The following is a 26300-nucleotide window of genomic DNA, read 5'->3' as shown; positions in this document are numbered from 1 at the left end:
TTCATTATTTAATTAATGGAGTTGTTTTAATATGAAAAGCAAAATTTTAGAAAATTTAAATATCGGAAATATAGACTCACTATTAGATGACATAAAAAAATATGAACTTGAATATCCTTATGATTTTGATATATATTCAATAAAAGCTTCCTATTATTTTATGGTAGGAGATTTATATAATGCTGAAAAAACACTTCTTAGAGGATATGATATAAATATATTTAATTTTGATATTTTATACAACTTAGCACTTGTGTATGAATATAAAAAAGATACTATTAATGCCATTATATTTTACAATAGAGCCAAAATTATGGCAATGAATTATCTAATGGATTTTAATGAAATTGATGATAAAGATTCCAGAGAAACCTATAAAAAACATATATCATTAATAACAAAAAAAATTGATGAATTAAGCAATAGGTTGGATAAAGAAATTAAAGTGGCAGAATCATCCGAAAATTTGGCATTTTTATTAGAACTAAGAAAAAAATTGGCAAATTATAGTAAAGAACACAATATAAATTTTGAATTAGACGCAATGGAGCCATGGTGTTGGAAAGGACAGATTTATTTTGGAGAGAATTTAAGATATGATTTATCATATTTTGTAGGATATTACAGTAGGATTGGAATTGTTTTTGAAAATACAAAAGCGTATAGAAGAGTGGAAATATTAAAAATATTGAAAGATAGGTTAAATGATGATATAAATAATGATGACGGTATATTAAAAATAAGTGAAAAAGTATTGCTTCCTATATTATTAAAAGATGAAAATAATCTTATGATAGAAAAAAATGGTAAAACTTATGAAATTTTTCAACAGCCTAATGTATTTTACTATTATAAGTTTGATGAGGATATAAAGATAAAAAATAATAAATATTTAATTGCACAGCCTATAAAGTTACATTCAGATGATAATAAGAAAAAGTTGATAATTAGTATATTCATAGATGGGTTATGTTGGAATACTGTAAAACAGGAAGGTTTTAAAAATCTAATGCCTAAAACTGAAAAATTTTTTTCTGATGGTATAATTTGCAATAATTTTCATTCCAATGCAGAATGGACATATCCGTCCATGGCATCATATTTTACAGGTCAATATCTGATTAATCATAATATGTATACAAGCTTGGCAGTTAAATTTTTGCCTAAAGACACGTTGACATTAGCAGAAATATTCAAAAACTCAAAATTCGTTAATACAAAGATAGATGGAGATTGGAGAACATCTCCTGATATGGGATATATAAGAGGATTTGATAGAGTTGTCGATGCTATATATGGAGAAAGAATGGGTGTACAAGAAGTAATAACAGAGGCAATAGATAATATAGAATTATTTAAAGATACAAATCAATATTTATTTTTAGGTATTGCTGATTTGCACGATATTGCTGATAATTACAGATTGAGTGTATGCACTCAAAAAGAAATTGATTTTGAGAATATGCAAGGAAGTAAAATTGATTCTACATCAGTTATGATATCTTCTGATGATAACAAAAAAGCGAGATATTTAAAACAAATAAGTTATTTAGATATGTATCTTGGAATTTTATTTAATCATATTAAGGAAAATTTTAATGATGATGAGATTGTAGTGACAATATTTTCTGATCATGGTCAAGGATATCTTAATGATGAAAAAGATAATTTCTTCCTTAATGACAATAGAACCAATGTACCATTACTTATAAAAGGTGTTACTAAAGAAAAATATATATGTGATGAATATATATCAGCAGTAGACTATATAAGTATAATGGATAAAATATCCGACTTAAACGCTGACTTAAATAATAAAGACAGTAATTTACCTGAATTTTTTGGAGGTAAAAAGCGTGATTTTGTGATTTCAGAATCACTTCATTCAAACAGACCGTACAGAGTGTCTTTTAAAAATGAAAAAGAGTATTTTTATTTTGAAACACAAGGTTTAGCAACTACTGACGGTAGAGTAAAAATAGGAGATTACAAAACATATCTCTGTGATAGTGAATTAAATGTTATAAATGATGATGATAAAATTAAATATTATACAGATATTGCTTTAGAAAGAATAAAAGATCGTATTATATATTAGATGGTTAATATATAAAATATAGTATAAATTTTTTAAAATATAAACAGTGATTAAAGGAAATATAAAATGAAAATTGACAAACTGATACACAAATACAAAATGAATGATTTGAATATAGTGCTTGATATAAATTCCGGCTCTGTTCATATTTTTGATGATATAAGTTATGATATAGTAGAAGATGCATATAATATTACATCTGAAGGTTTATGCAAAAAATATGGCTATACAAAAGATGAAATTGAAGAAGCACTTGAAGAAATTAATGCACTTAGAGATGATGGACAACTATATACAGATAATGATTATATAGACAATATAATAGTATCTAATCATACAAATGTTATAAAGGCCATGTGTTTGCACGTAGCTCATGATTGTAATTTGAGATGCAGTTATTGTTTTGCTTCGCAAGGAGATTTCGGTGGTGATAAGGAAATAATGAGCTTTGAAGTTGGAAAAAAAGCTTTAGAATACCTTGTAGAAAACAGTGGCAATAGGAAAAATCTTGAAGTGGATTTTTTTGGCGGAGAGCCTCTTATGAATTTTGAAGTTGTAAAAAAACTCGTAGATTATGGAAATAAAATTGCTGAGGAAAAAGGAAAAAATTTTAGATTTACAATAACCACTAACGGAGTGTTACTAAGTGATGACAAAATAGACTATATAAATAAAAATATGCACAATGTTGTACTGTCGCTTGATGGAAGAAAAGAAATAAATGATGAAAACAGACCTCTCATAAATGGACGAGGAAGCTATGATTTGATAGTTCCAAAATTCCAAAAACTTATTAAAAATAGACCAAAAGATAAATACTACTATGTAAGAGGTACATTCACAAGAAAGAACCTTGATTTTTCAAAAGATGTTATGGAATATAAAGATTTAGGATTTGCGCTTACATCAATAGAGCCTGTAGTGGGTGAAGAAGAAAATATATATGCAATCAGACATAAAGATTTACCACAAATATTGGAAGAATACGAAAATTTGGCAAAAGAATATGCTGATATGCAAGCAAATAAAGAAGATTTTAAATTATTCCACTTTATGGTAGACTTGACACAAGGACCTTGTGTAATAAAAAGAGTTCGTGGCTGTGGTGCAGGAGGAGAATATCTTGCGATTACACCGACAGGTGATATATATCCTTGCCATCAATTTGTAGGAAATGAAAAATATAAAATGGGTAATTTGTTTGATAAAAACTTAGAACTACCTCAAGATTTGCAAACAAAATTCAGAAATGCAAATGTACTTACGAAAGATGAATGCAAAGATTGCTGGGCAAGATATTATTGTTCAGGAGGCTGTCATGCAAATGCGATTAATTTCAATGATGATATTCAAAAACCTTATGAAATAGGCTGTATAATGCAAAGAAAAAGAATAGAATGTGCAATAATGATAGAAGCTTACAAGGTTATAGCTGAAAATGTTGCGAATTAGAAATAGCTTTAAACAAAAATTTCTTTAATTTTTTAATACAGAATTAACATTATACTAATATTAGTATAATGTTAAAACTTTTTTACGTAGTAAAAATAAGCCAATTAAATTTTATTATAATGTAAATTTCTATAGTTAAAAAAATATTAGCGTAAGTTAATAATATATTGGAATTTTAAGGTTTAATTTGCTTTTATAATTATTTTTTTAAATTAAAAAATTGTTTATAAATGATATGGATAACTTACCAATAATAAATGAATTGAAATTATTCAAAAAAGAAAACTATACAAAATTTTTTATGCCTGGACATTTACAACTTGTATATAAACAAGACTATAGATCCATGCAAAAAGAAGTATTTGACTTGTTAAAAGAATTTGAAAAAGATATATTTTCCTTTGATGTAACAGAAGTAAATAATTTTGACAATCTTGCAAATCCTAATGGAATTATACAAAAATCTCAAGAAATATTATCAAAAGATTTTGGAGCAAAAAGAGCATATTTTTTAGTGAATGGTTCAACTGTAGGTATATTATCAATGGTCTGTGCGGTTACTAAAAACAAAGATAAAATAATAATTCAAAAAAATTCGCATAAATCAGTGTATAATGCCTGTAAAATAAATGATTTATCTGTTGTATATATCGATACTGAAAAAAATAGCAAGTTTGACATATTCGAAAAAATGGATTTAATTAAATTTGAAAATATATTAAACCAAAATAAGGATGCAAAAGCTGTTGTAATTACATCACCTGATTATTATGGACAAAATCAAAATATAGAAAAACTTGCGCAAATAACACATAAATATAAGATGCTGTTGCTTGTAGATTCTGCACATTCTCCGCATTATATATATAGTGAAGATTTTCAAAAAAATGCCATATATAATGGGGCAGATATTATGGTAGTAAGTTTTCACAAGACATTACCTACGTTAAATCAAACAGCATTAATGTTTGCAAACAATAGTTTAAACGATTATGTATGTGATAAATTGCAAGAAAAACTCAATATATTTCAAACCACAAGTCCATCGTATATATTGCTGGCAAATATAGAACTTACTAATAATATTTTGAAAAAATACGGAAAAGAATTATATAAGAATCTTAAAAATAATATAGAGAATTTTAAAATGCATATAAAAACATTAAATAAAATGTTAGAAAAATCAGATAAAAATTTTTATGTTAAAATTTTAAACAATGATGATTTTTCAAGAATTGTAATCTCTACACCAAACATAAAAAACACCTATAAAATTTTAAAAGAAGAGTATAAAATACTTCCTGAAATGGTAAATGAAAAAAGTATAGTGTTTATATGTAATATTTTTCATACAAAGCATGAATTCAATTTATTATATAAAGCATTTGAACACATCTCTAAAAAATATTTAAATATAAAGGGTATTAGTTTATATACAGATAGAAAAGATGTTTTTTTTAAAGAAAATGCATACGAAAAAAAGCTTAGCATTTTAAATTACTTAAAAGAAAATATAGGAGAAAACTGTAAAAAATCAATATATTCATATCCTCCAGGAGTACCGATAGTATCAGAACATGAAATTATAAATAGCGAGCATATAAGGTATGTGAGCAATATAATGAATAATGTTGAAATAGACTTATTTATGGGATGATTAGAGAGGTTATTATGAGAAAAAAATCCGATTCAAATAACAGTCTTATAGATATATTTGGAGAAGTAGGTATAATATCTTTGATATTGCTTATATTTCTATGTACAATCTTTGCTTTTTTTCCTGAAAAATCTAAAATTATATTGGAAAAATTAAGATTTTTTCTGGCTGACAATTATGGACTTTACTATGCTGCTTTAGGATTAGGAATATTTCTGTGTACAATTTTTATTGCGTTTTCTAAATATGGGAAGATTAAACTTGGAAAAGAAAGTGATGAAAAAGAATACCCATCTTTTATTTGGGGTACTATGATATTTACATCTACTATGGCGGCAGATATTTTGTTTTTTTCTTTGTGTGAATGGTCCTTATATTATAATGAACCATATATTCAAAATTTAGGCAGTTTGCAATTGTGGGCATCTACATATCCTTTATTTCACTGGGGACCTACTGTTTGGGGATTTTATGTAATTTTGTCCGTTTCATTCGGTTTCATGGTTCATGTAAGAAATAGAAAATGTCAGAAGTTTTCAGAAGCATGCAGACCTATTTTTAAAGAGAAAATAGATGGTATTTGTGGCAGGATAATTGATTTAATAGCTATTTTTTCTTTGATAGCGGGAACATCAACTACATTTTCTTTAGCTACTCCATTATTATCTAAAGTAATCAGCAAGTTTTTTTACATACAAAATACAACTATTTTTACAATATTGATACTTATTATAATAGCTGTTATATATACAATTGCTGTACTATCTGGAATGAAGACTATATCAAACCTGGCTAAATATAGTTCATATATATTTTTTTTATTGATAGCATATTTTTTATTTGCCGGTGGTGAAACGGTATATATTTTAGAAACAGGATTTTCTGCTATTGGAAATCTTGTACAAAATTTTATATTAATGTCTACATGGTTAGACCCTTTGCGTGAGACATATTTTCCACAAAAATGGACAATATATTATTGGTCATATTGGATGGTATGGTGTGTCGCAACACCATTTTTTATAGGTAAAATTAGCAAAGGAAGAACTATTAAGGATACCATTTTAGGTATTTATATGTATGGTATTTTGGGAACATTTATGTCTTTCATAGTTATGGGTAATTATGGACTTTCATTACAGTTAAATAATAAATTGGATATAGTTGGAATAATAGCTAAAACAAGTGATTATTCTGAAGCAATAATTAAAATATTTGATACATTACCATTTCCAAATATAGCTCTTATAATTTTAGTTCTTACAATGATTATGCTTTATGTAACCACTTTTGATGCACTTGTAATTATAGCTTCTGTATATTCTTATAATATGCCTGATATAGAAATGGAAGCTGATAAAAAAAATAAAATATTTTGGTCAATAATATTTATATTATTTCCAATAGTTTTGATTTTTTTTAAAAATTCTATGTATAATTTACAGTCAATATCAATTATAGCTGCATTCCCTATAGGAATTATTATCATTTTTATAATTATAAGTTTTTTTAAAGATGCAAACAAATACTTGACAGAATATGATAAATGAGATATATAGTTTTATGAATTATAATATTTTGTTTAATGCTCGTAATTCATGGTATAAATATACAAAAGTAATCATATACTTTAATATAAAAATATAAAAAAGTTTTGTGGAGGAACAAAAATGGAAAATATAACCGTTTATACAAGTACATCTTGTCATTACTGTCATCTTCTTAAGGATTATTTGAAAGAAAAAAATGTTGCTTTTGATGAAAGAAATATAGATACAGATTCTGATGCAAGGGCATTTCTTATAAAAAACAGAATTATGGGTGTGCCTGCAATGTATGTTGGGGAGCAACAAATAGTAGGATTTGACAAAGAAAAAATAGATGAGGTATTAGGATTATAATATCGAATACTATAAATAAATTAAAAATCTAAAAGATGTTTTTTCTTTTAGATTTTTTTTGTAACAGTAATTTTATGCTAATACTTATTTACTTGTGGAGTGATTAAATTGAAAATTTTTGCAGATTATCATACACATACTATATATAGTGATGGTAAAACTACAATACAGGAAAATGTTGAGCAGGCAATAAAAATAGGTCTTAAAACCATAGGTATATCAGATCATGGATATAAACATATGGGTTTTGGAGTTAAATATGAAAACTATCCTAAAATAAGGGAAGAAATTGACAGATTACAAGAAAAATATAAGCAAATAAAAATACTTATGGGGATAGAATGCAATATACTTGATGATAAAGGAAATATAGATATTGATGATAAAATAATGTCTTATATGGATTATGTTATGGCAGGATATCATTTTGGTTCAACTCCAAAAAATTTAAGGGGAGTCAAAAATCATATTTTCAATTATATAAAACCTTTAAAAAATTATGAGATTGATTATAATACCAGAGCTTTAATAAATGCTATGAAAAACAATGATTTATTCATATTAACACATCCGGGAGATAAAGGTAACGTAGATATAGAGGAGATTGCAAAAGTAGCGAAGCAAACAGACACAGTGCTGGAGATAAACGAAAGACATCACAACCTGACATATGAACAACTCTTAAAAGTAAAGCATTTCGATATAAAATATGTTATTTCATCAGATGCTCACAAAAAAGATGCCATAGGTATGGTGAATGATGCAATAAAAAGAGCTGTAAAAGCTGAAATACCTATAAATAGAATAATAAATGTAATATAAAAGTTGTGAAAGTTTTAAATATTGAAGAACAAAATATATTTTGATATAATAAAATATACGATTTTACAATATTTTTATAAGTATATATAATATATTGAATATAATAAAAACTATTTGTATTCAAAAATATTAATATTTTATATAAAATGGAGTTAAGGTATGAAAATAGTTATAATTACAGGATTATCAGGTTCAGGCAAAAGTGAAGCTATGAATGTTATGGAGGATCTGGGATATTATTGCATAGATAATTTGCCTCCTGAAATAATACCTAAAATAGTTACTCTCGGATATGATTCAAAAGGACAGCTTGATAAAATTGCGCTCGGTATAGATATAAGAGGTTACCAATTTTTAAAAGAGATAAATACTGCAATAAACTTTCTGCAAGAAAGCGGTTATGATTACAATGTTATATTTTTAGAATCAAATAATGAAACCTTGGTAAGACGTTACAAAATGTCAAGAAGAAAACACCCTTTATCAAATGGTGAAGATATTTTGGATGGAATATCAAAAGAAAGGGAAATGCTTAAAGATATTAGAAAAAAAGCAAAATATATAATAGATACATCAAATTTTTTGCCGATTGATTTGAGAAGAGAGGTTATATCACTATTTAATGAAAATATAAAAAGTAAAGGGTTTATTATAACAATAATATCTTTCGGTTTCAAATATGGTATACCGATAGATTCAGATCTTGTATATGATGTAAGGTTTATGCCTAATCCATATTATGTAGAAGAATTGAAAGAAAAAACAGGAAATGACAAAGATGTTCAAGAATATGTTTTAAATGATGTAAACAGTGTAAAATTTTTAGAAAAATTATATGATATGATAGATTTTTTATTGCCTATGTATATAAAAGAAGGTAAAAATCAGCTCGTTATATCAATAGGTTGTACAGGAGGTAAACATCGTTCTGTTACAATAAGTAACAAATTATACGAACATTTGGAAAATCAAAATTACAATGCTTATATAAAACATAGAGATTATATGAATTGAGGATAATAAATAATGAAAAATAAAGCGACAATTACTCTTCTTGGAGGAGGAACAGGACAATCCAATATATTAAGAGGTCTAAAAAAATTTGATGTAAACCTTAATTCAATAGTTACTATGGCAGATGACGGTGGAAGTTCAGGAATTTTAAGACAGGAAATGGATATACTTCCGCCCGGAGATTTGCGCAATTGTATATTGGCACTGTCAAACATAGAACCTGAGATGGAAAAATTATTTCAATACAGGTTTTCAAAAGGCTCGTTAAAAGGGCAAAATTTTGGAAATTTATTTATAGCCGCTATGAATGAAATACATGGAGATTTAAAAAATGCAATAGTGCAAATATCAAAAATACTTGCAGTAAGAGGCAATGTATATCCTGTTACCTATGATAATATAAATTTGCTTGCAAAGCTTAAAAATGGAAATATTATAAGAGGAGAGTCCATAATAGCAAAAGAATGTATAAATCAAAAAAGTACAATAGACAAAATACATATAGAACCGGATAACGCATCTGCATCTGAAGATGCTGTTAATGCAATAAGAAACTCTGATGTAATAATAGCAGGCCCCGGAAGTTTATATACAAGCATATTGCCGGTACTACTTATAAAAGAAATAGCTTATGAAATAAAAAAATCTAATGCTGTAAAGATATTTATAACCAATATAATGACAGAGCATGGAGAAACGGACAGCTTTACGTCAAAAGATTTTGCTCTTGAAATTTTAAAAAACTTCGACAGCTTTATATTTGATTATTTCATAATAAATAACGGCAAAATTCCGGATGACATTATGATTAAATACAATAAAAAAGGTCAAAATATAATAAAATTTGACGACAATGATATAAATGCTTTCAAAAAAACGGGAATAACCATAATTTCTGAAGATATGGTAAAAATAAAAGATAAATTGATATTTCACAATAACGAAAAAGTGGCACAAATAATAAATGAAATTTTCAAAGCCAAGTATAATACAAATTTAGAAATGTTTTTTTAAATATTTTTATAAATTTGTATGCTTAATACTATTTATTTTTTTATTGATTTAAAGTATAATGTTGTATAAGTTTTAATTTTTATCTAAATTAATATAAAATTATCTGATTTAAAATTATTAATAATGGATAAAAAACTATAGACAAAAAGAACTTTTTATTTTAAAAATTATTATAGATTGGAATGTTATATAATGAGGGAAGAAACAAGTGCAGGCGGAGTAGTAGTTTTCTCAAATGCAATTCTTTTACTAAAAAAATACAACAAAGACTGGGTTCTTCCTAAAGGTAGAAATGAACAAGGGGAGAAATTAGAACAGACAGCAGTAAGAGAAGTGTATGAAGAAAGTATGATAAAAGCTGAGATATTGAAATATTTAGGAGAAATACATTATACATTTAATGACAATATAGATATAGGAGATAAGATACATAAAACTGTATATTGGTATCTAATGACAACACAAAATGATGAATGTTATCCACAAAAAGAAGAAGGTTTTGTCGAGGCGAGATTTATAGAATTTGACAAGGCACTCGATTATGCGAAATATGAAGACGAAAAATCAATAATAAAAGTGGCTATAGAACATATGAAAAAAATAAATAGTAAAAAATCAGGTAAAAAATAGTGTCTTTTTCAAAAGAAATAAGAGATGAGATAACAGATATAAAAATATATGATGATAATGAAATTATAGCTCTTTTAAGCGGAGTTTTTATGTTTTGCGGAAGTGTTGTAATAAAAGGTAACGGTAAACTTTCTTTTCAGATAAATACAGAAAGCATAACTGTTGCAAAAAAAGTATCTCTCCTTTTTAAAAAAATGTTTTCAATAACTCTTGAATTATATCAAAAAAATAATTATAATTTTAATAAGGAAAAAATTTATACTTTAGAATACACACATACTTTGAATGAAATAAGTAATATTTTAAAAAAAATATTTGTCCTTAATGAAGATAGTAGCGGTATAATATCTATAAGAAGTGATATAGACGAAATTATAACAAAAAATGAGAATGCAGTAAAATCTTTTTTGAGAGGAGCTTATATGATGTCAGGTTCAATAGCAGATCCTGAAAAATCATATCATCTTGAATTTATATCACATGACTTTACATTCAGTCAAAATTTTTCCGCTTTATTAAATGAAAGCAATATAAAATCCAATATTACGCAAAGAAAAGAATCTTTTATTATATATATAAAAGAAAGTGAAAGTATATCGGATTTATTGAATTTGATTGGCGCACATAAAAGTATGTTTAAATTTGAAGATATACGAATAAAAAAACAAGTGAGAAACAACATAAACAGAATAGTCAACTGTGAAACTGCCAATCTTAGTAAAATAGCAAAGACATATGTAAGACAAAAAAAAGCGATACAATACATCTTAAATAAAAAAGGTCTCAGTTTTTTGCCAAATGAATTAAGACAGATTGCTATTTTAAGATTAGAAAATGAAGATGACAGCCTAAAAGAATTAGGCGAAAAATTGCCTAATCCAGTGAGTAAGTCTGTTGTAAATCGCAGACTTTCCAAAATAGAAAAAATAGCTCAACAAATTTATGAGGAGGAATAAAAGTTATGATAAAAAAAGAAATAGTAGTAAATAATGATTTAGGACTTCATGCAAGACCTGCAGCAGTATTTATTCAACATGCAAACAAATATAAATCTAATATATTGATAACAAAAGAAAATTCAACAGTAAATGCAAAATCTATAATGGGAGTTATGGCTCTTTCCGTAGGAAATGGTGAAACTATAGAAATAAAAGCGGAAGGACCTGATGAAAATGAGGCAATAGAAGATTTGATGACATTGATACAAGAAGGATTGGCAAAGATATAAAAATACAAATTAAAAGTTTTTATTTTAAAATATATAGATATAATATTTTTAAATTTAAAAATTTATACTAATTGCAAGTAAAATATATAATACATTTTATCCGTTAATTAGACGAATATCAGCATTAATTATATTACAGTTTTTTTAATATCATTATGTAGATTTTAATAAAACAGATTATAATTTATATAAAAATATATAAATTTAAGTTTAAATGTGCTTGTTTTATATATTTTTACTTGACAAGTTCATATTTTTATAATAAAATACTCTGGAATGTATAGATAAGTTGTCCATTAGCCCCGGACTTATGATACAGAGTGTATTTGATTATTTATGCATATTAGGAGGAAATTAAATAATGAAGTGTTATGTTCAAAAACCTTCAGAGGTTCAAAGAAAATGGCATCTTATAGATGCAGAAGGAAAGACTCTTGGTAGACTTTCTACTGAAATAGCAAAACTATTAAGAGGTAAACACAAAGTTACTTTTACACCACACGTTGACGGTGGTGATTATGTAGTTGTTATCAATGCTGAAAAGATTGAAGTTACAGGTAAGAAAAGAGACAACAAAGTATATAGACACCATACAGGATATATAGGAAATCTTAAAGAAATAAACTTTAAGAAATTACAAGAAAAAAAACCTGAAGAAATAATAAGATTATCTGTAAGTGGAATGCTCCCTAAAAACAAATTAAGAGCACCTATGATGAAGAGACTAAGAATATTTGCAGGTTCTGAACATGTTCATCAAGCTCAAAATGTAGAAAATTACGAATTTTAATTTAGGAGGGTAAACTTTAATGGCAAAGGTACAATATTTCGGAACAGGAAGAAGAAAGAGTTCTGTTGCAAGAGTAAGACTATTACCGGGCGACGGAAAAATAACTATAAACAAGAGAGACGTAGAAGACTATTTCGGAGCAGGATATGAAACTCAAAAAAGAGAAGTAAGAAGACCACTTGAAATAACAGAAACATTAGGTAAGTACGATGTATTTGTAAATGTTTCCGGTGGTGGATTTACAGGTCAAGCCGGAGCGATAAGACACGGTATTTCAAGAGCATTACTTGAAGTAGATGCAGAATTAAGAAAAACTCTAAAATCAGAAGGTTTCTTAACAAGAGATTCAAGAATGAAAGAAAGAAAGAAATATGGTCTTAAAGCGGCAAGACGTGCTCCACAGTTCTCTAAGAGATAATTTTTTGAACTTAAAAACCTTGAAAATTATATATTTTCAAGGTTTTTATAATATAAAAAGGAGTTTTGGGAAATGATATTTGACTATCTTTTAAATAATAAAGGAGAAATAGGTGCAAAGATAATGATAACTGCGATATTGTTAGTGATATTTTCTTTTACAGCTCCTAATTTATTTAGAGTACGTATTGACGGTGTTTCTTTTTATGAGAATTATTATTATTCGCTTGTGAGGAGTTTATCTTGGTTTGTTTTTGTAATTATGCTTTTCTTTTTGGGTTTTGCAATATTTTTAAGGGGAAGAAAAAACGAAGACGATAAATAATCTTAATTTTATTAAAAAATTACTGCTATTATTTCAGCATATAGCATAATTATATTTGCGTATTGCTCTAAGCGTTATTTATCATTAAATATAATTACATAAAATTTAAAATTAAAATAATATATAAAACTACTGACATTTATGGTAAAATATAAATATTCAGTAGTTTTTTTATAAAAATTATACAAAAATAATTATAAATTTTTTTGTCAGGTAATAATATAAAAATGATAATGATACTATCTTATAATAAAATTACGTATAATTTGTATAATCATATAATATTAATATAAATAATCTACCAGAAAAATTAATTATTATGTTTTTCTATTATTCTAAAAGATTTTAGTATAACAATCTTTTAAAAAGCCATATAATTTATAAAATAATGTATAAGAGTATAAATAATATATAAATAGTGAGGGAAACATATGAAAGCTGTTTTTACAATAAAATATACTGATAAACAAATAAAAATGATAGAAGATTTGGGATATGATGTAATTGTGAGAAATAAGTTTTTAAATGAAGAAGATTATGATTGCGATGTACTTCATTGTTTTAAAACATTGACATCTGAGAATTTACATAAATTTGTTAACCTTAAACTTGTTCAACTTGCATCTATAGGATTTGAACACTTACCGAAAGAAGAATTATTAAAAACAGACATAAAGATATCAAATCAAAATGGAATATACTCAAAGCCTATTGGAGAGTGGATAGTATATAATATATTGCAAATAATAAAAAATGATAAAAAAATAATAGAAAATCAACAGTTGAAAAAATGGGAGTTTATAAGAGATGTTGATGAGCTTGATGGAAAAACACTTTTATTTCTTGGAACAGGCAGTATAGCAACAGAAGCTGCCAAAAGATTGTCAAATTTTGGTGTGAAAATAATAGGTCTTAACAGTAATGGCAGAGATATGGATTTCTTTGATGAATGTTACAGCTTAAGTGATATAGATAAATTTCTACAAATATCGGACTTTATCATAAATGTGTTACCGGCAACTGACAAAACATATAATTATATTAATAAGGATTTACTGAAAAAATTCAAAAAAGGTACTAATTTTATCAATGTGTCAAGAGGTCTTGTTGTAAATGAAGATGATTTGCTTTGGGCTTTGAGAGAAGGTATTGTAAAAAATGCCTGCTTAGATGTTTTTGTAAATGAACCACTTGATGTATCATCACCGTTTTGGGATATGGAAAATGTATATATTTCTCCGCATATATCTTGGAGTTCATCTAAAAAAAATGAAAGAGTTTTTGAAAACTTATATGATAATATGAAAAATTTTATAGAGAATAAACCGCTTAAAAATATTGTTGATTTGAAGAAAGGTTATTAATTTTATGTCTGAAATAAGACTGGATTTTGTAACAAAAAGAGCAGTAATATTTACGAATATAAGAGAAAATAAGCCAACTGATTTATGGGATAAAAACATAATGAATGTGTTTGAAAAGTTTGATGATATAGAATATTCTCCAAACTGTCCTTTTTGCGTAGGCAATGAACATATGACACCTGAAAATCATTATGACAGCGAAGAGAATTGGAAGGTTAAAATCATTCCAAATATGTATCCTATAATACAAACTGAAATGGAAATTAAGAGTATAAATAAGTTTTGTTATGTATCAACAGGAATACATGATGTTATAGTAGAAACTCCAAAACACAACGAAACCTATTTTACTATGGATTTAAATCAATTCAATATTATATATGAAAAGATACATAAAAGATATAAAGAACTTATAAATAATGATGATATAAGCTATGTAAGCTTGTTTAAAAATTATAAAATGCTTGGGGGAGCGTCTTTACAGCACTCTCACAGCCAAATATTAAGTTTGGATGCTATACCTATAAAATTAAACTATGAGATAAATTCTTCATATGAATATTATAAAGATAAACATTCTTGTCCGTATTGTGATATGTTGAATTTTGAAATGAAAGCTGAAAAACGTATAATTTATGAAAATGAGTATTTTATAGCATTAGAACCATATGCTTCAGCTTATAAATATGAAACATGGATACTTCCTAAAAATCATATATCATCTTTTGAAAATGAAGAGAAAATTTCGTATCTATCAGAAATGTTGTATAAAGTATTCAATCTCTTATATAACACAATTGGAAATTTTCCATTTAATATGTATCTAAATTCACTTTTAAAAAATAAAACTGAATGTAAAGATTCATATCACTATTCATTTAGGATAATACCTAAAATAGCAGGAAGTGCAGGATTTGAAATGTCATCAGGTATAAGAGTAAATTCAGTGTATCCGGAAGATGCTGCTTATAATATACTTAAAAAAAATAATTTAATAAATATATAGAAATTATAATAAGTATATATTATAATTGTTGGTATATATATAAAATTTAATATGAATATAAGATTTTTTTAAGAATTATATTGTACAATGGATTAGATTTTTTAGAGGTTTAAAAAGAATAAATTTAATATTTTGGAGATATTTATGAAAGCAGAAATAATATCTGTAGGAACGGAATTATTATTAGGTGAAGTTGTAAATACAAATGCAAGCGATATAGCTAAAGCATTAAAAGAAATTGGAATATCTGTGTATAATATAGATACAGTAGGGGATAATCCTAAAAGATTGTATGAAGATATAGAAAAGGCATATGACAGAAGTGATATAATAATAACTACCGGAGGTTTAGGACCTACAAAAGATGACTTGACAAAAGATATTGTTGCCGATTTTTTGAAAGTTGATATGGTTCTTGATGAAAATGAAGTAGAAAAATTAAAAAACTATTTTAAAAATAGGAAAGATGAACTTAATGAAGGCAATATGACACAGGCATATTTTCCAAAAGGCTATGAAATACTTGACAATCCTAACGGAACAGCGAGTGGCTGTGTGATAAATAAAGACAATAAAATAATTATTGTAATGCCGGGACCTCCAAGAGAAATGAAGCCTATGCTCAAAAATTATGTCATACCATATCTTTCCAAATTATCCTCAAAATATTTTGCCAGTAAAACTATAAACGTTATCGGAATTGGCGAATCTAAAATGGAAGAAATGATTATGGAATTGATAAAACATCAGACTAATCCTACTATTGCGCCCTATTTCAAAGATAAAAGTCTTACTCTCAGAGTTATGGCATCAGATGATGACAAAGAAACTGCAGAAAATATGTTGTTACCTACAATAGATAAAATAAAAAGCATATTAAATGACAACATATATGCTTATGGAGATGATTTAGCTATAGAAGACGTTGTTTGTAAATATCTTATGGACAATAATCTGACTATATCTACTGTTGAATCTTGTACAGGAGGCATGCTATCATCAAGAATCATAAATATTGCAGGTATAAGCAAATGTTTTAAGAGTGGTTATGTTACTTATTCAAATGAAGCTAAAATTCAGCTTGGTGTAAGTGAAGATACATTGCAAAAATACGGTGCTGTATCAGAGCAAACAGCGATAGAGATGGCGACTGTTTGTGCAAAAAAATCAGGATCCGATATAGCAATATCTACTACAGGCGTAGCAGGACCTGATGGCGGTAGCGAAGAAAAACCGGTAGGTTTGGTGTATATAGGTTTATATATAAACGGACATACTTATTGTAAAAAATTAAATATAGCAGGAAACAGGCAAAGAATAAGAAGAATAGCTACAAGCAATGCACTTGATTTTTTGAGAAGAACATTAAAAATGCCCGTATATGAAATTAATTGAATTATATTTGAAAAAATCTAATTAATACTATTATCTGAATTAAATAGACTTATAATAAATTTTATAAAGCTTTTTATATTATGATAAAAGCTGTTTGAAAGATTATATTGAAGTAATTATCCATGAAATCTTCACAATGAATAATATATAATCTTTTCATTAATTGACGATATTAAAATATTAATTATTATAGAGGGAGGGTAGTTATATGTGGTATGATGAATTTATATATCCTTTTATTGATTTGATAACACATTTAAAGTTGACAGATATATTAGATATATTGATAGTTGCATACGTTTCATACAAATTATACGAACTTATAAAAGAAACAAGGGCAGAACAACTTGTTAAAGGGATATTTATAATAGTGATATCACTAAAATTATCCGAAGTTTTTCAACTGCATGCTGTTAATTGGATATTAAGAAATACGGTAACGGTAGGACTTATTGCGATTATTATAGTTTTTCAACCGGAACTTAGAAGAATATTGGAATATATAGGTAGAACTAAATTAATTATGAAAAACGATGAAGAAACCGCTAAACAAAAAGTTGATGTCATAAATGAAACTGTACAAGCTTGTCTGTCTTTGTCAAGACAGAGAATAGGTGCTTTAATAGTTTTTGAGAGAGAGACAGGTATAAATGAAATAATACAAACAGGTACAAAATTAAATGCGATAGTTTCAAGAGAATTACTAATAAATATATTTATTCCTAATACACCGCTTCATGACGGTGCAGTGGTGATAAGGAAAAATTCTATCATTGCGGCAGCCTGCTTTTTACCTCTTACAGAAAACAAAAATTTAAACAAAGAATTGGGCACAAGGCACAGAGCCGCTCTTGGTATAACTGAAAAATCGGACTGTCTTTCACTTGTGGTTTCAGAAGAAACAGGATATATATCTATTGCTATAAAAGGTAAGCTGTATAGAGATTTAAACGAAGAAAGACTTAGAAATATGCTAAGTCAAAATCTTATAAGAAACAATAACAATAATGTTTTACAGCTTAAAAAAGGTGGAAAAAATGATGAAACAAAGTCAGAAAAATTCTAATATAAAAATTCAATTAGCTTGTGTATTTTTTGCCTTTTTTGTGTGGGTATATGTTATGTCAGATTTAGATCCTATAGATACAAGAGATATTACATCCGTATCAATAAGTGTATCCAATTTGGATGAATTGGAGAAAAATAACCTTACTTTATCGCCAAATCAAGAGCTAAAAGCAAACGTACAAATTAAAGGTAGACGCTCAGTAATAGCAAAAAAAGTAAAATCAGGTATAAAATTACAAGCAGTACTTGAAAATGTTCAAGTTGGCAGTAATGAAGCAAAAGTTGTAATATCCGGAGATAATACAGATTTATCATATAATGTTACACCGAGCAATATAATTTTGAACATAGAAGAAAAACAGGCAAAATCGGAAAAAATTCAAATAAAATCAATAGGTTCTCTTGCAGAAAATTATTATATTGATAATATAAAACTTTCAAAAGATAATATATATGTTTCAGGTCCATCATCACTTATTGAAAAAATAAATAAAGTTGAAGTTGAATTGGACTTGGCAAATAATTCCTCAGATTTTTCAAAATTGACAAAAGTTAAAGTGTTGGATATTGAAAACAATGAAATAAATGGTCTTACAATAGATGATGCAGATGTGATAGTAACAGTTGCTCTAAAAAAAGAAAAAATTGTACCGGTAAAAGCAAATATACAAGATGATGGTAATTTAAATGTTTCACAAATAAATATAAATCCTGAAACTATAAAAATTCAAGGCAAACCTTCAAGAATAGATTCTATAACACAAATAGAGACGAAAAAAATAGCATCATCACAACTTTCTGATAATATAGAAACATTGTTGGAATTAGATTTACCAAGTGACATTTATTCGAATGTTAAACAAGTTTCACTAACTGCATCCGTTGAAAATACAAAATTGTCAAAAAAATATGAATTTGATTACAAAAAAGAAGAAATACAAGTTATTTCAAACGAAAATAATAATTACAATATCTTAATACCAGAAGATATAAAATTGACATTATCTTCTGATGAAACAGATATAAAAAAAGAAGATATAACTCTTTATATAGACGTTGCAACGATTAGTGAAAGTAGAGCAGATATAAAATATAGAACAGGTAAAAGTATTAAAAGTTTGGAAATTATACCTGAATATATTGAAGTAACTGAAAAAGAAAATAAAGAGAACAGCCAAAACAATAATTAATTTTAAAATAAATTGGGGGAGATTTATGAGTGTCGAATTTAAGAAAGAATTGATAGAGTGGATCAAAACTATAGTATTTGCTGTTATATTAGCATTCTTAATAAGTGTTTTTATTACACCTACAATAGTTAGAGGTGAATCTATGTATCCTACTTTACAAAACAGCAACTATCTTATAATAAATAAGACAGCTTATTGGTTTTCTAAACCTTCAAAGGGAGATATAATAGTATTCAAATCTCACATAAAAGACGAAAAAGGAAATGATAAAGACTTGGTAAAACGTGTAATAGGCGTGCCGAATGACCATATAGTTGTAAAAGACGGAAATGTATATATAAACGACGAACTGCAAAGTGAAAACTACATTAACGGAGATTACACAGACGGAGATGTAGACATAATTGTACCTGAAGATGAAGTATTCGCTATGGGAGATAACAGACCCAATTCATTTGATTCGAGAGCACAAGAAGTAGGTACAGTCAAAATAAAAGATGAAATAATCGGTAAAGTAGTTGTACGATTATATCCGTTTAATGAAATAACAAATTTTTAAGTAAAAATTCACTTTACTTACAATACAGTAAGACATATTTCACACTAAATACCATTACAAATTATTAATATTTCTAAATTTTATAATTATTTTGAAAAAATATAACTTTTTAAAATATTACGTATATTTCTAATTAGTGTTTAGTATCTGTATAAAATATTTTTTATAAAAATTAGGAGTTTTAATGAGAATAAATAAATTTATAGCTTCGAAAACATCATATTCAAGACGAAAGGCGGAGGAGCTGATACTTCAAAAAAAAGTTAAAGTGAACGGAGAAATATTAAATTCACTGTCATATTCAGTAAATGACGGTGATAAGGTGGAACTTGACGGAGATATAATATCAGATGTAAAAACAAAAAAATATTATTATTTATTCAATAAGCCTAAAAATGTTATTTCCAGTGTATCAGATAATTTGGGTAGATTATGTGTAACAGATTTTTTTCCAAGCGATATAAGTGTATATCCTGTAGGAAGATTGGATTATGACAGCAGTGGGCTAATATTAGTTACAAATGATGGAGATATAGCAAATAAACTTACTCATCCAAGAAGTCATATATCAAAAACATATATAGCTACATTAAATGGTAGACTTAGCGAAAATCAGATGAAACAGTTTAGAGAGGGGATTTTATTGGACGGCAAAAAAACTTTACCATCTGAAATAAGTTTGTATGATTTTAGCGAAAATTCATATAGAGTTGTATTATATGAAGGTAGAAACAGACAAATAAGAAATATGATATCAGCTCTCGGAAGAGAAGTAAAAGAGTTGAAAAGAATATCCATAGGTAAAATTAAAATAGGAAGAATATCAGAAGGAAAATACAGAAAATTGACACCGGATGAACAAAAATATTTGTTTGAATTATAAAGCTAAATAAAAATTTTAACATACTTATATTATTTTAAAAAATTTATATAGATATACAGTTTTTATTATTAATACTAAAATCCAATAGAATTATAGAAAAATACTGCCTTGTAAATTTAATAAAATACAACATTATTATAAACTTCTTAATAAACTATCTATTATTCTATTAGAAATTAGTATAATTTAAAATTAGAGAATAGGAGCGTTAGAAATGGCAATAGAAAATTTTATGTATCATAATCCTGTTAGAATACTTTTTGGAAAAGATCAAATTTCAAAAATTTCAAAATATGTTCCTAAAGATAAGAAGATATTGATAGTATATGGTGGCGGTTCCGCTAAAAAATTTGGCACAATAGATAAGGTAAAAAAAGCTCTTGAAGGTTATAAAATAGGAGAATTTTCAGGAATACCGGCAAATCCTACTTATGAAAAATCCATGGAGGCTGTAGAACTTATAAAAAAAGAAAATTATGATTTTATAATGGCAGTTGGTGGAGGCTCTGTGGTAGATGCTGTAAAATTTATTTGTGCAGCCGTATTATTTGAAGGAGATCCTAAAGATTTATTTTTCTGGGGTAATAATGAACCTGCAGAAGTTAAAAATGCCTTACCATTTGGAGTTGTTTTAACGTTACCGGCTACAGGTTCAGAAATGAATGACGGCGCAGTAATAACTTTTGTAGAAAGACAAGCAAAATTATCTTTTGGTTCTCCGTTGGTGCATCCTCAATTTTCAGTTTTAGATCCTGAGCTTACTTATACTCTTCCAAAACGTCAGTTGGCAAACGGAGTTGTGGATACTTATGTCCATGTAATGGAACAATATTTAACATATCCTGTAGATGCGAGAGTGCAAGACTATCACGCAGAAGGTGTGCTTAAAACATTAATAGAACTTGGAAGTGATATAGTTGATGAAAATAAACACGATTATGCTGTAAGAGCTAATTTTATGTGGGCGGCAACTAATGGACTTAACAGATTTTTAGCGTGTGGTGTTCCTCAAGACTGGGCAACTCATATATTAGGACACGAAATAACAGAAAAATACGGTATAGATCATGGCAGAACTTTGGCAATAGTATTACCATCTCTTATGAATGTAATGAGAAATTCTAAAAAAGATAAAATATTGCAGTATGCAAAAAATATATTTAATATAAAACAAGGTAGCGAAGATGAAAAAATAGATCAAGCTATACAAAAAACTGCCGAATTTTTTGAAAGTTTAGGTGTTCCTACACATTTTAAAGATTATGAAATTGGTGAAGAAGCTGTAGAAATATTAACTAATCAACTTGAAAAACATGGTTTTACTACATTGGGTGAAAAAGGCGAAGTTAATTTGGAAAAAATAAGACTCATATATAAAGGAGCATTATAAAAATAATTTTTACAAAATAAATTATAAAAAACAGTTGTGTAGTTAATGATTTTGCAATATAATATTAACTATGCAACTTATTTTTTAGTTAGAAAAATTTATGTTAAAGAGGTTAATTAAAATGAAAGCAATTTCAATTAAAGAAATATTTAAAAATTCACAAGATTATATAGAAAAAGATATAGCTGTACAAGGGTGGATAAAAACTGTCAGAGATTCAAATAAATTTGCATTTATAGAATTAAATGACGGAACTTTTTTTAAGAATATCCAAATAGTATTGGAATCAAACAAAGTTGAAAATTTCAAAGATATTGTTAAATATCCTATATCTACAGCTATAAAAGTAATAGGAAAGTTAGTCACTACACAAGCTGCAAAACAAGACTTTGAAGTAAATGCTATAAATGTTGAATTATTAGCCCCATCAACTGTAGATTATCCGCTCCAAAAGAAAAGGCATTCATTTGAATATTTGAGAACAATGGCACATTTAAGACCGAGAACAAATACTTTTTCTGCAGTATTTAGAATACGTTCATTAGCAGCTTTTGCAATACATAAATTTTTTCAAGAAAAAAATTTCGTATATGTACATGCACCTATAATAACAGCCTCTGACGCTGAAGGTGCAGGAGAAATGTTTCAAGTAACTACGCTTGATATGAATAATTTACCTAAAAATGATAATGAAGTAGATTTTGGTAAAGATTTCTTCGGTAAAAAAACTAACCTTACAGTTAGCGGTCAATTAGAGGCTGAAATATATGCTTTGGCTTTTCAAAATGTTTACACTTTCGGTCCTACATTTAGAGCGGAAAACTCAAACACTGCAAGACATGCTGCAGAATTTTGGATGATAGAACCTGAAATGGCATTTGCTGATATCAATGACAATATGAATGTTGCTGAAGAAATGGTAAAATATATAATAAATTATTGTCTTGAAAATGCAAAAGAAGAAATGGAATTTTTCAACAACTTTATAGATAAAGGATTATTTGATAGATTAAATAATATTGTAAATAGTAATTTTGAAAGAATAACTTATACAAAAGCTATAGAATTATTGGAAGAATCAGGTCAAAAATTTGATTATCCTGTAAAGTGGGGCATAGATTTACAAACAGAGCACGAAAGATATATAACAGAGAAAATATTTAAAAAACCTGTATTTGTAACTGATTACCCTCAAGAGATAAAAGCTTTTTATATGAGAAGAAATGACGACGGCAAAACAGTCGCTGCCATGGATTTATTAGTGCCTGGAGTAGGAGAGATAATAGGGGGCTCACAGAGAGAAGAAAGACTTGATATATTGGAACAAAGAATAAAAGAGAATAATCTTGATTTAGAAACATACTGGTGGTATTTAGAATTAAGAAAATACGGTGGAGTAAAACACTCAGGATATGGTTTAGGATTCGAGAGAATGATAATGTATTTAACAGGTATGTCAAATATAAGAGATGTTATATCTTTCCCAAGAACTGTAGGTAATGCAGAGTTTTAAAAAAATATGATTTTAATGCAAAAATAAGATTTATTAAGTTGAAACATATGATTACAGTTTCGCTTAATAAATCTTTGTTTTTTAATATGTTTAAAAAATTTAATACTTTATATTATTTTTCTTCATAGCGTCCATTAAATCTTGCTTATTTGAATGCGTGTATATCTGTGTTGTAGATATTGAACTATGCCCTAATACTTCTTGAACGAGTCTTAAATTTGCTCCATTTTTTAAAAAATGAGTTGCAAAAGTATGGCGTAATTTATGCGGAGTTATATCTTTTCCTATATTGGAATATGATATTATTTTTTTTAATGCAATTTGGATATATCTTGCTGATAATCTTTTTCCCTTGTGAGATACAAACAATGCATCATTGTCAGTATCCATAGCATATCTGTATTCAAGATATTTTTCTATAAGATTATCATTATCATGCAATTCTTTTGCTAATTCCTCTATATTTATAGGTACTATTCTCTCTTTATTTCCTTTTCCTATAATTGATAAAAAATCAGTTTTTTTAGTTTTTTCCATATCGTTTATATCCAGAGATATAAGTTCTGAAATTCTAAGACCTGTATGAAGAAAAAGGTTTATTATAAAAAAATCTCTCGATTTAGTAAATTTATCTTTATAATACTCCATTATACTTTTATTTATCTTTTGTATCTCATCTATTTCAAGATATGTAGGAAGTTTGATTTTTACTTTTGATTTAGATTTTATTATACTTTCTTTAGGAATAGGAGATTTTGCTAAAACTTCTATTTCTATCAAATACTCAAAAAATAATTTTAATACATATTTCTTTCTATTTATAGAAACAGTAGAGTTACCTTTTTCGGAAACTAAATAAGAATAATAAATATTTATGTTTATTGGTTTTAAATTATTAATAGTTATCTTTTTTAACAATTCATTATTATTTTTAAAATCAAAAAAAACTTTTAGATCTCTAAAATATGAGTATATGGTATTTTTACTTTTGCCTGCAGTATTAAGAGCATTTAAAAAGGAAGTTATATAGTAAAAATCATCTTCCGAATAGTTATTATCCAATTTAAAAATAAGTTCATTTATATTCATATAAGTTCCTTTGCTAAACAATATGTATTATATATATTTCAATTTGATTTTTCACTTCGCATAATATGTATTATGCGAAGTGAATCGGCTGTAATATTAAAGTATAGCCCGGTTTTATTGCCGGGCTATACTTCTTTAATTATACATGTACTTCATTTTCAACTTCAGCAGCTTTTATTTTAGCTTCCTCATAAGCTTTCAATATAGCTTCTTGAAGTTCATTTCTTGATTCTGAATTTATAGGATGCGCAATATCCCTAAATTCATTATCATTAACTTTTCTGCTTGGCATAGCAATGAAAAGTCCGTTTTGTCCTTCTATTATTTTAATGTCGTGAACAACAAATGTGTCATCAAAAGTTACAGAAACAATACCTCTCATTTTGCCTTCTTCTGATAATTTTCTTACTCTTACGTCTGTGATTTTCATTTCAATACTCCTATCTTTGCTTTGCTACTAATGATACTTTAAATATATATTATGAACAAAAAACTAGCACCATTAATAAAAAATATTAAGGTATATAAAATAGCTGAGTTTTTTAAAAACTCAAACTGTTTTAACTGAATTAAGACTCAAGTTGAGAAATTATTTTGCTTGACGGCTTGAGGATGTTTTTTCCATCTTGTTCTTCAAGTGAAATAAGATATTCATAATTATGGATTTTTTTAATTTCAGGTTCTTGGGTTGCTATTATAACTATACTTGTTATAACTTCAACAGAAAATTCTTTCATCAAGTCATGCATGCCTTTTATAGTACCGCCACCACGCATAAAATCATCTAAAATTATAACTTTAGAAGCTTTTTTAATGCTTTTTATAGGTAGCGACATAGTCTGTATCTTAGAATTATTTTTACCGGTTACATAGGTAATGTTTATAGATGGACCTTCTGATATCTTGGTATTCTTTCTTATTATAAGTAACGGTAAATTCATAATTTTGGCTGTCATTATCGCCATAGGTATTCCCTTTGTCTCAATAGTGACTAAATAATCAGCTTCAGAATAGTTAACTATAGAAGCGAATATTTTTCCTATTTTTTCCACCACAAAAGGGTCATATATCAGGTCGATTAAATACAAAAATCTCCCCGGCAAAATTCTTTCTTTAGATGATAATCTTTCACAAAGCGAATTTAAAAATGTAATACACTCATCTTTATATATAGTCGGTATGTATTTTACACCACCGGCAGCTCCCGGTATAGTTACGACTCTGCCTAATTTCTGCTCATCAAATATAGCTTTTATAGATGATATATCTGAACTTATAGTTGATTTTGCGGAAAAGAAACGTTCGGCAAAATAATTAAATGTCAAAATTTTATTAGGATTATCAGATAAAATTTTAGCTATCGCTGCTAATCTATGAGCTTTTTTTAGTTTCATAAACTGAGCCTTTCTTTAAATATCATCAAAAGAATATATATTCTCAATATTTCATTTTTTCTAAAACGAGTATAATTACAAACGTTCTATGATTTAATTAT

Annotated in this window: 26 protein-coding genes; 23 read left to right on the top strand and 3 right to left on the bottom strand. The window is 27.0% G+C overall.

Translation table 11 applies throughout. The features are described 5' to 3' along the window. The first annotated feature begins 31 nt into the window (after positions 1-31). The 23 genes from HMPREF9629_RS07515 (at position 32) to asnS (ending at position 23716) form a co-directional block, all read left to right on the top strand. Positions 32-2098: a sulfatase-like hydrolase/transferase gene (locus HMPREF9629_RS07515; protein ID WP_009525786.1), complete on the top strand. Its 2067-nt coding sequence runs from the start codon at positions 32-34 to the stop codon at positions 2096-2098. A 66-nt stretch (positions 2099-2164) separates the two neighbouring features. Next, the gene (scfB, locus tag HMPREF9629_RS07510; protein WP_009525785.1) at positions 2165-3550 is read left to right on the top strand and encodes a thioether cross-link-forming SCIFF peptide maturase; all 1386 of its coding nucleotides are present in this window, start codon (positions 2165-2167) and stop codon (positions 3548-3550) included. A gap of 235 nt (positions 3551-3785) precedes the next feature. Beyond that, positions 3786-5207 carry an aminotransferase class I/II-fold pyridoxal phosphate-dependent enzyme gene (locus HMPREF9629_RS07505; protein ID WP_009525784.1) on the top strand — a complete coding sequence of 474 codons (1422 nt, stop codon included), beginning with the start codon at positions 3786-3788 and terminating at the stop codon, positions 5205-5207. Between the two features lie 14 nt (positions 5208-5221). After that, entirely contained in the window at positions 5222-6757 is a 1536-nt protein-coding gene (locus HMPREF9629_RS07500; protein WP_009525783.1) for a BCCT family transporter, read from the top strand. Between the two features lie 120 nt (positions 6758-6877). Then, complete coding sequence (locus tag HMPREF9629_RS07495) at positions 6878-7108, top strand: glutaredoxin family protein (RefSeq protein ID WP_009525782.1); 231 nt, start codon at positions 6878-6880, stop codon at positions 7106-7108. 108 nt (positions 7109-7216) lie between these two features. Next, a complete protein-coding gene (locus tag HMPREF9629_RS07490) occupies positions 7217-7930 on the top strand; it encodes a PHP domain-containing protein (RefSeq protein WP_009525781.1) in 714 nt (237 codons plus the stop codon). Positions 7931-8089: 159 nt separating this feature from the next. Further along, positions 8090-8944, top strand: a complete 855-nt coding sequence (gene rapZ, locus HMPREF9629_RS07485) for an RNase adapter RapZ (RefSeq protein ID WP_009525780.1) — start codon at positions 8090-8092, stop codon at positions 8942-8944. Between the two features lie 12 nt (positions 8945-8956). Beyond that, the gene (locus HMPREF9629_RS07480; protein ID WP_009525779.1) at positions 8957-9958 is read left to right on the top strand and encodes a gluconeogenesis factor YvcK family protein; all 1002 of its coding nucleotides are present in this window, start codon (positions 8957-8959) and stop codon (positions 9956-9958) included. Positions 9959-10150: 192 nt separating this feature from the next. Continuing rightward, positions 10151-10588 carry an NUDIX hydrolase gene (locus HMPREF9629_RS07475; RefSeq protein ID WP_009525778.1) on the top strand — a complete coding sequence of 146 codons (438 nt, stop codon included), beginning with the start codon at positions 10151-10153 and terminating at the stop codon, positions 10586-10588. Continuing rightward, complete coding sequence (whiA, locus tag HMPREF9629_RS07470) at positions 10588-11544, top strand: DNA-binding protein WhiA (protein ID WP_009525777.1); 957 nt, start codon at positions 10588-10590, stop codon at positions 11542-11544. The genes HMPREF9629_RS07475 and whiA overlap by 1 nt, the downstream gene beginning before the upstream one ends. Positions 11545-11549: 5 nt before the next feature. Then, positions 11550-11816, top strand: a complete 267-nt coding sequence (locus HMPREF9629_RS07465) for an HPr family phosphocarrier protein (protein ID WP_009525776.1) — start codon at positions 11550-11552, stop codon at positions 11814-11816. Positions 11817-12177: 361 nt separating this feature from the next. Beyond that, entirely contained in the window at positions 12178-12606 is a 429-nt protein-coding gene (gene rplM / locus HMPREF9629_RS07460) for a 50S ribosomal protein L13 (RefSeq protein WP_009525775.1), read from the top strand. 19 nt (positions 12607-12625) lie between these two features. Then, positions 12626-13024: a 30S ribosomal protein S9 gene (rpsI, locus tag HMPREF9629_RS07455; RefSeq protein WP_009525774.1), complete on the top strand. Its 399-nt coding sequence runs from the start codon at positions 12626-12628 to the stop codon at positions 13022-13024. A 72-nt stretch (positions 13025-13096) separates the two neighbouring features. Further along, a complete protein-coding gene (locus HMPREF9629_RS07450; RefSeq protein ID WP_009525773.1) occupies positions 13097-13348 on the top strand; it encodes a hypothetical protein in 252 nt (83 codons plus the stop codon). 431 nt (positions 13349-13779) lie between these two features. Further along, positions 13780-14712 carry a phosphoglycerate dehydrogenase gene (locus HMPREF9629_RS07445; protein WP_009525772.1) on the top strand — a complete coding sequence of 311 codons (933 nt, stop codon included), beginning with the start codon at positions 13780-13782 and terminating at the stop codon, positions 14710-14712. A gap of 4 nt (positions 14713-14716) precedes the next feature. Continuing rightward, complete coding sequence (locus HMPREF9629_RS07440) at positions 14717-15718, top strand: galactose-1-phosphate uridylyltransferase (protein ID WP_009525771.1); 1002 nt, start codon at positions 14717-14719, stop codon at positions 15716-15718. 144 nt (positions 15719-15862) lie between these two features. Next, entirely contained in the window at positions 15863-17113 is a 1251-nt protein-coding gene (locus HMPREF9629_RS07435) for a competence/damage-inducible protein A (RefSeq protein WP_009525770.1), read from the top strand. Positions 17114-17321: 208 nt separating this feature from the next. Continuing rightward, positions 17322-18179, top strand: coding sequence for a diadenylate cyclase CdaA (gene cdaA / locus HMPREF9629_RS07430; protein WP_009525769.1), 858 nt, complete (start codon positions 17322-17324; stop codon positions 18177-18179). Continuing rightward, positions 18151-19371, top strand: a complete 1221-nt coding sequence (locus HMPREF9629_RS07425; RefSeq protein ID WP_009525768.1) for a CdaR family protein — start codon at positions 18151-18153, stop codon at positions 19369-19371. Before cdaA ends, HMPREF9629_RS07425 begins: the two co-directional genes overlap by 29 nt. Positions 19372-19396: 25 nt before the next feature. Further along, positions 19397-19930: a signal peptidase I gene (lepB, locus tag HMPREF9629_RS07420; protein ID WP_009525767.1), complete on the top strand. Its 534-nt coding sequence runs from the start codon at positions 19397-19399 to the stop codon at positions 19928-19930. Between the two features lie 184 nt (positions 19931-20114). Next, positions 20115-20813: a pseudouridine synthase gene (locus HMPREF9629_RS07415; protein ID WP_009525766.1), complete on the top strand. Its 699-nt coding sequence runs from the start codon at positions 20115-20117 to the stop codon at positions 20811-20813. Between the two features lie 214 nt (positions 20814-21027). After that, complete coding sequence (locus tag HMPREF9629_RS07410; protein ID WP_009525765.1) at positions 21028-22203, top strand: iron-containing alcohol dehydrogenase; 1176 nt, start codon at positions 21028-21030, stop codon at positions 22201-22203. A 121-nt stretch (positions 22204-22324) separates the two neighbouring features. Further along, complete coding sequence (gene asnS, locus HMPREF9629_RS07405) at positions 22325-23716, top strand: asparagine--tRNA ligase (RefSeq protein WP_009525764.1); 1392 nt, start codon at positions 22325-22327, stop codon at positions 23714-23716. 99 nt (positions 23717-23815) lie between these two features. Here the strand turns inward: asnS and HMPREF9629_RS07400 are convergent, their stop codons facing one another. The 3 genes from HMPREF9629_RS07400 to purR all read right to left on the bottom strand — a co-directional run bounded on the left by HMPREF9629_RS07400 (position 23816) and on the right by purR (position 26199). Next, positions 23816-24805 carry a tyrosine-type recombinase/integrase gene (locus tag HMPREF9629_RS07400; RefSeq protein ID WP_009525763.1) on the bottom strand — a complete coding sequence of 330 codons (990 nt, stop codon included), beginning with the start codon at positions 24803-24805 and terminating at the stop codon, positions 23816-23818. Positions 24806-24944: 139 nt separating this feature from the next. Next, complete coding sequence (gene spoVG, locus HMPREF9629_RS07395; RefSeq protein WP_009525762.1) at positions 24945-25235, bottom strand: septation regulator SpoVG; 291 nt, start codon at positions 25233-25235, stop codon at positions 24945-24947. A gap of 139 nt (positions 25236-25374) precedes the next feature. Further along, on the bottom strand, positions 25375-26199 hold the full coding sequence (purR, locus tag HMPREF9629_RS07390; RefSeq protein ID WP_009525761.1) for a pur operon repressor: 825 nt from the start codon (positions 26197-26199) through the stop codon (positions 25375-25377). Positions 26200-26300 lie beyond the last annotated feature (101 nt).

This window comes from Peptoanaerobacter stomatis, assembly GCF_000238115.1.
Classification (GTDB): Bacteria; Bacillota; Clostridia; order Peptostreptococcales; family Filifactoraceae; genus Peptoanaerobacter; species Peptoanaerobacter stomatis.
This window is presented reverse-complemented; position numbering and strand designations above follow the sequence as displayed.

Bases quoted from the DNA above. Each gene is read 5' to 3' on its own strand.
- HMPREF9629_RS07515 (WP_009525786.1), top strand. From the start codon at position 32: ATGAAAAGCAAAATTTTAGAAAATTTAAATATCGGAAATATAGACTCA.
- scfB (WP_009525785.1), top strand. From the start codon at position 2,165: ATGAAAATTGACAAACTGATACACAAATACAAAATGAATGATTTGAAT.
- HMPREF9629_RS07505 (WP_009525784.1), top strand. From the start codon at position 3,786: ATGGATAACTTACCAATAATAAATGAATTGAAATTATTCAAAAAAGAA.
- HMPREF9629_RS07500 (WP_009525783.1), top strand. From the start codon at position 5,222: ATGAGAAAAAAATCCGATTCAAATAACAGTCTTATAGATATATTTGGA.
- HMPREF9629_RS07495 (WP_009525782.1), top strand. From the start codon at position 6,878: ATGGAAAATATAACCGTTTATACAAGTACATCTTGTCATTACTGTCAT.
- rapZ (WP_009525780.1), top strand. From the start codon at position 8,090: ATGAAAATAGTTATAATTACAGGATTATCAGGTTCAGGCAAAAGTGAA.
- HMPREF9629_RS07480 (WP_009525779.1), top strand. From the start codon at position 8,957: ATGAAAAATAAAGCGACAATTACTCTTCTTGGAGGAGGAACAGGACAA.
- HMPREF9629_RS07475 (WP_009525778.1), top strand. From the start codon at position 10,151: ATGAGGGAAGAAACAAGTGCAGGCGGAGTAGTAGTTTTCTCAAATGCA.
- HMPREF9629_RS07465 (WP_009525776.1), top strand. From the start codon at position 11,550: ATGATAAAAAAAGAAATAGTAGTAAATAATGATTTAGGACTTCATGCA.
- rplM (WP_009525775.1), top strand. From the start codon at position 12,178: ATGAAGTGTTATGTTCAAAAACCTTCAGAGGTTCAAAGAAAATGGCAT.
- rpsI (WP_009525774.1), top strand. From the start codon at position 12,626: ATGGCAAAGGTACAATATTTCGGAACAGGAAGAAGAAAGAGTTCTGTT.
- HMPREF9629_RS07450 (WP_009525773.1), top strand. From the start codon at position 13,097: ATGATATTTGACTATCTTTTAAATAATAAAGGAGAAATAGGTGCAAAG.
- HMPREF9629_RS07445 (WP_009525772.1), top strand. From the start codon at position 13,780: ATGAAAGCTGTTTTTACAATAAAATATACTGATAAACAAATAAAAATG.
- HMPREF9629_RS07440 (WP_009525771.1), top strand. From the start codon at position 14,717: ATGTCTGAAATAAGACTGGATTTTGTAACAAAAAGAGCAGTAATATTT.
- HMPREF9629_RS07435 (WP_009525770.1), top strand. From the start codon at position 15,863: ATGAAAGCAGAAATAATATCTGTAGGAACGGAATTATTATTAGGTGAA.
- cdaA (WP_009525769.1), top strand. From the start codon at position 17,322: ATGTGGTATGATGAATTTATATATCCTTTTATTGATTTGATAACACAT.
- HMPREF9629_RS07425 (WP_009525768.1), top strand. From the start codon at position 18,151: ATGATGAAACAAAGTCAGAAAAATTCTAATATAAAAATTCAATTAGCT.
- lepB (WP_009525767.1), top strand. From the start codon at position 19,397: ATGAGTGTCGAATTTAAGAAAGAATTGATAGAGTGGATCAAAACTATA.
- HMPREF9629_RS07415 (WP_009525766.1), top strand. From the start codon at position 20,115: ATGAGAATAAATAAATTTATAGCTTCGAAAACATCATATTCAAGACGA.
- HMPREF9629_RS07410 (WP_009525765.1), top strand. From the start codon at position 21,028: ATGGCAATAGAAAATTTTATGTATCATAATCCTGTTAGAATACTTTTT.
- asnS (WP_009525764.1), top strand. From the start codon at position 22,325: ATGAAAGCAATTTCAATTAAAGAAATATTTAAAAATTCACAAGATTAT.
- HMPREF9629_RS07400 (WP_009525763.1), bottom strand. From the start codon at position 24,805: ATGAATATAAATGAACTTATTTTTAAATTGGATAATAACTATTCGGAA.
- spoVG (WP_009525762.1), bottom strand. From the start codon at position 25,235: ATGAAAATCACAGACGTAAGAGTAAGAAAATTATCAGAAGAAGGCAAA.
- purR (WP_009525761.1), bottom strand. From the start codon at position 26,199: ATGAAACTAAAAAAAGCTCATAGATTAGCAGCGATAGCTAAAATTTTA.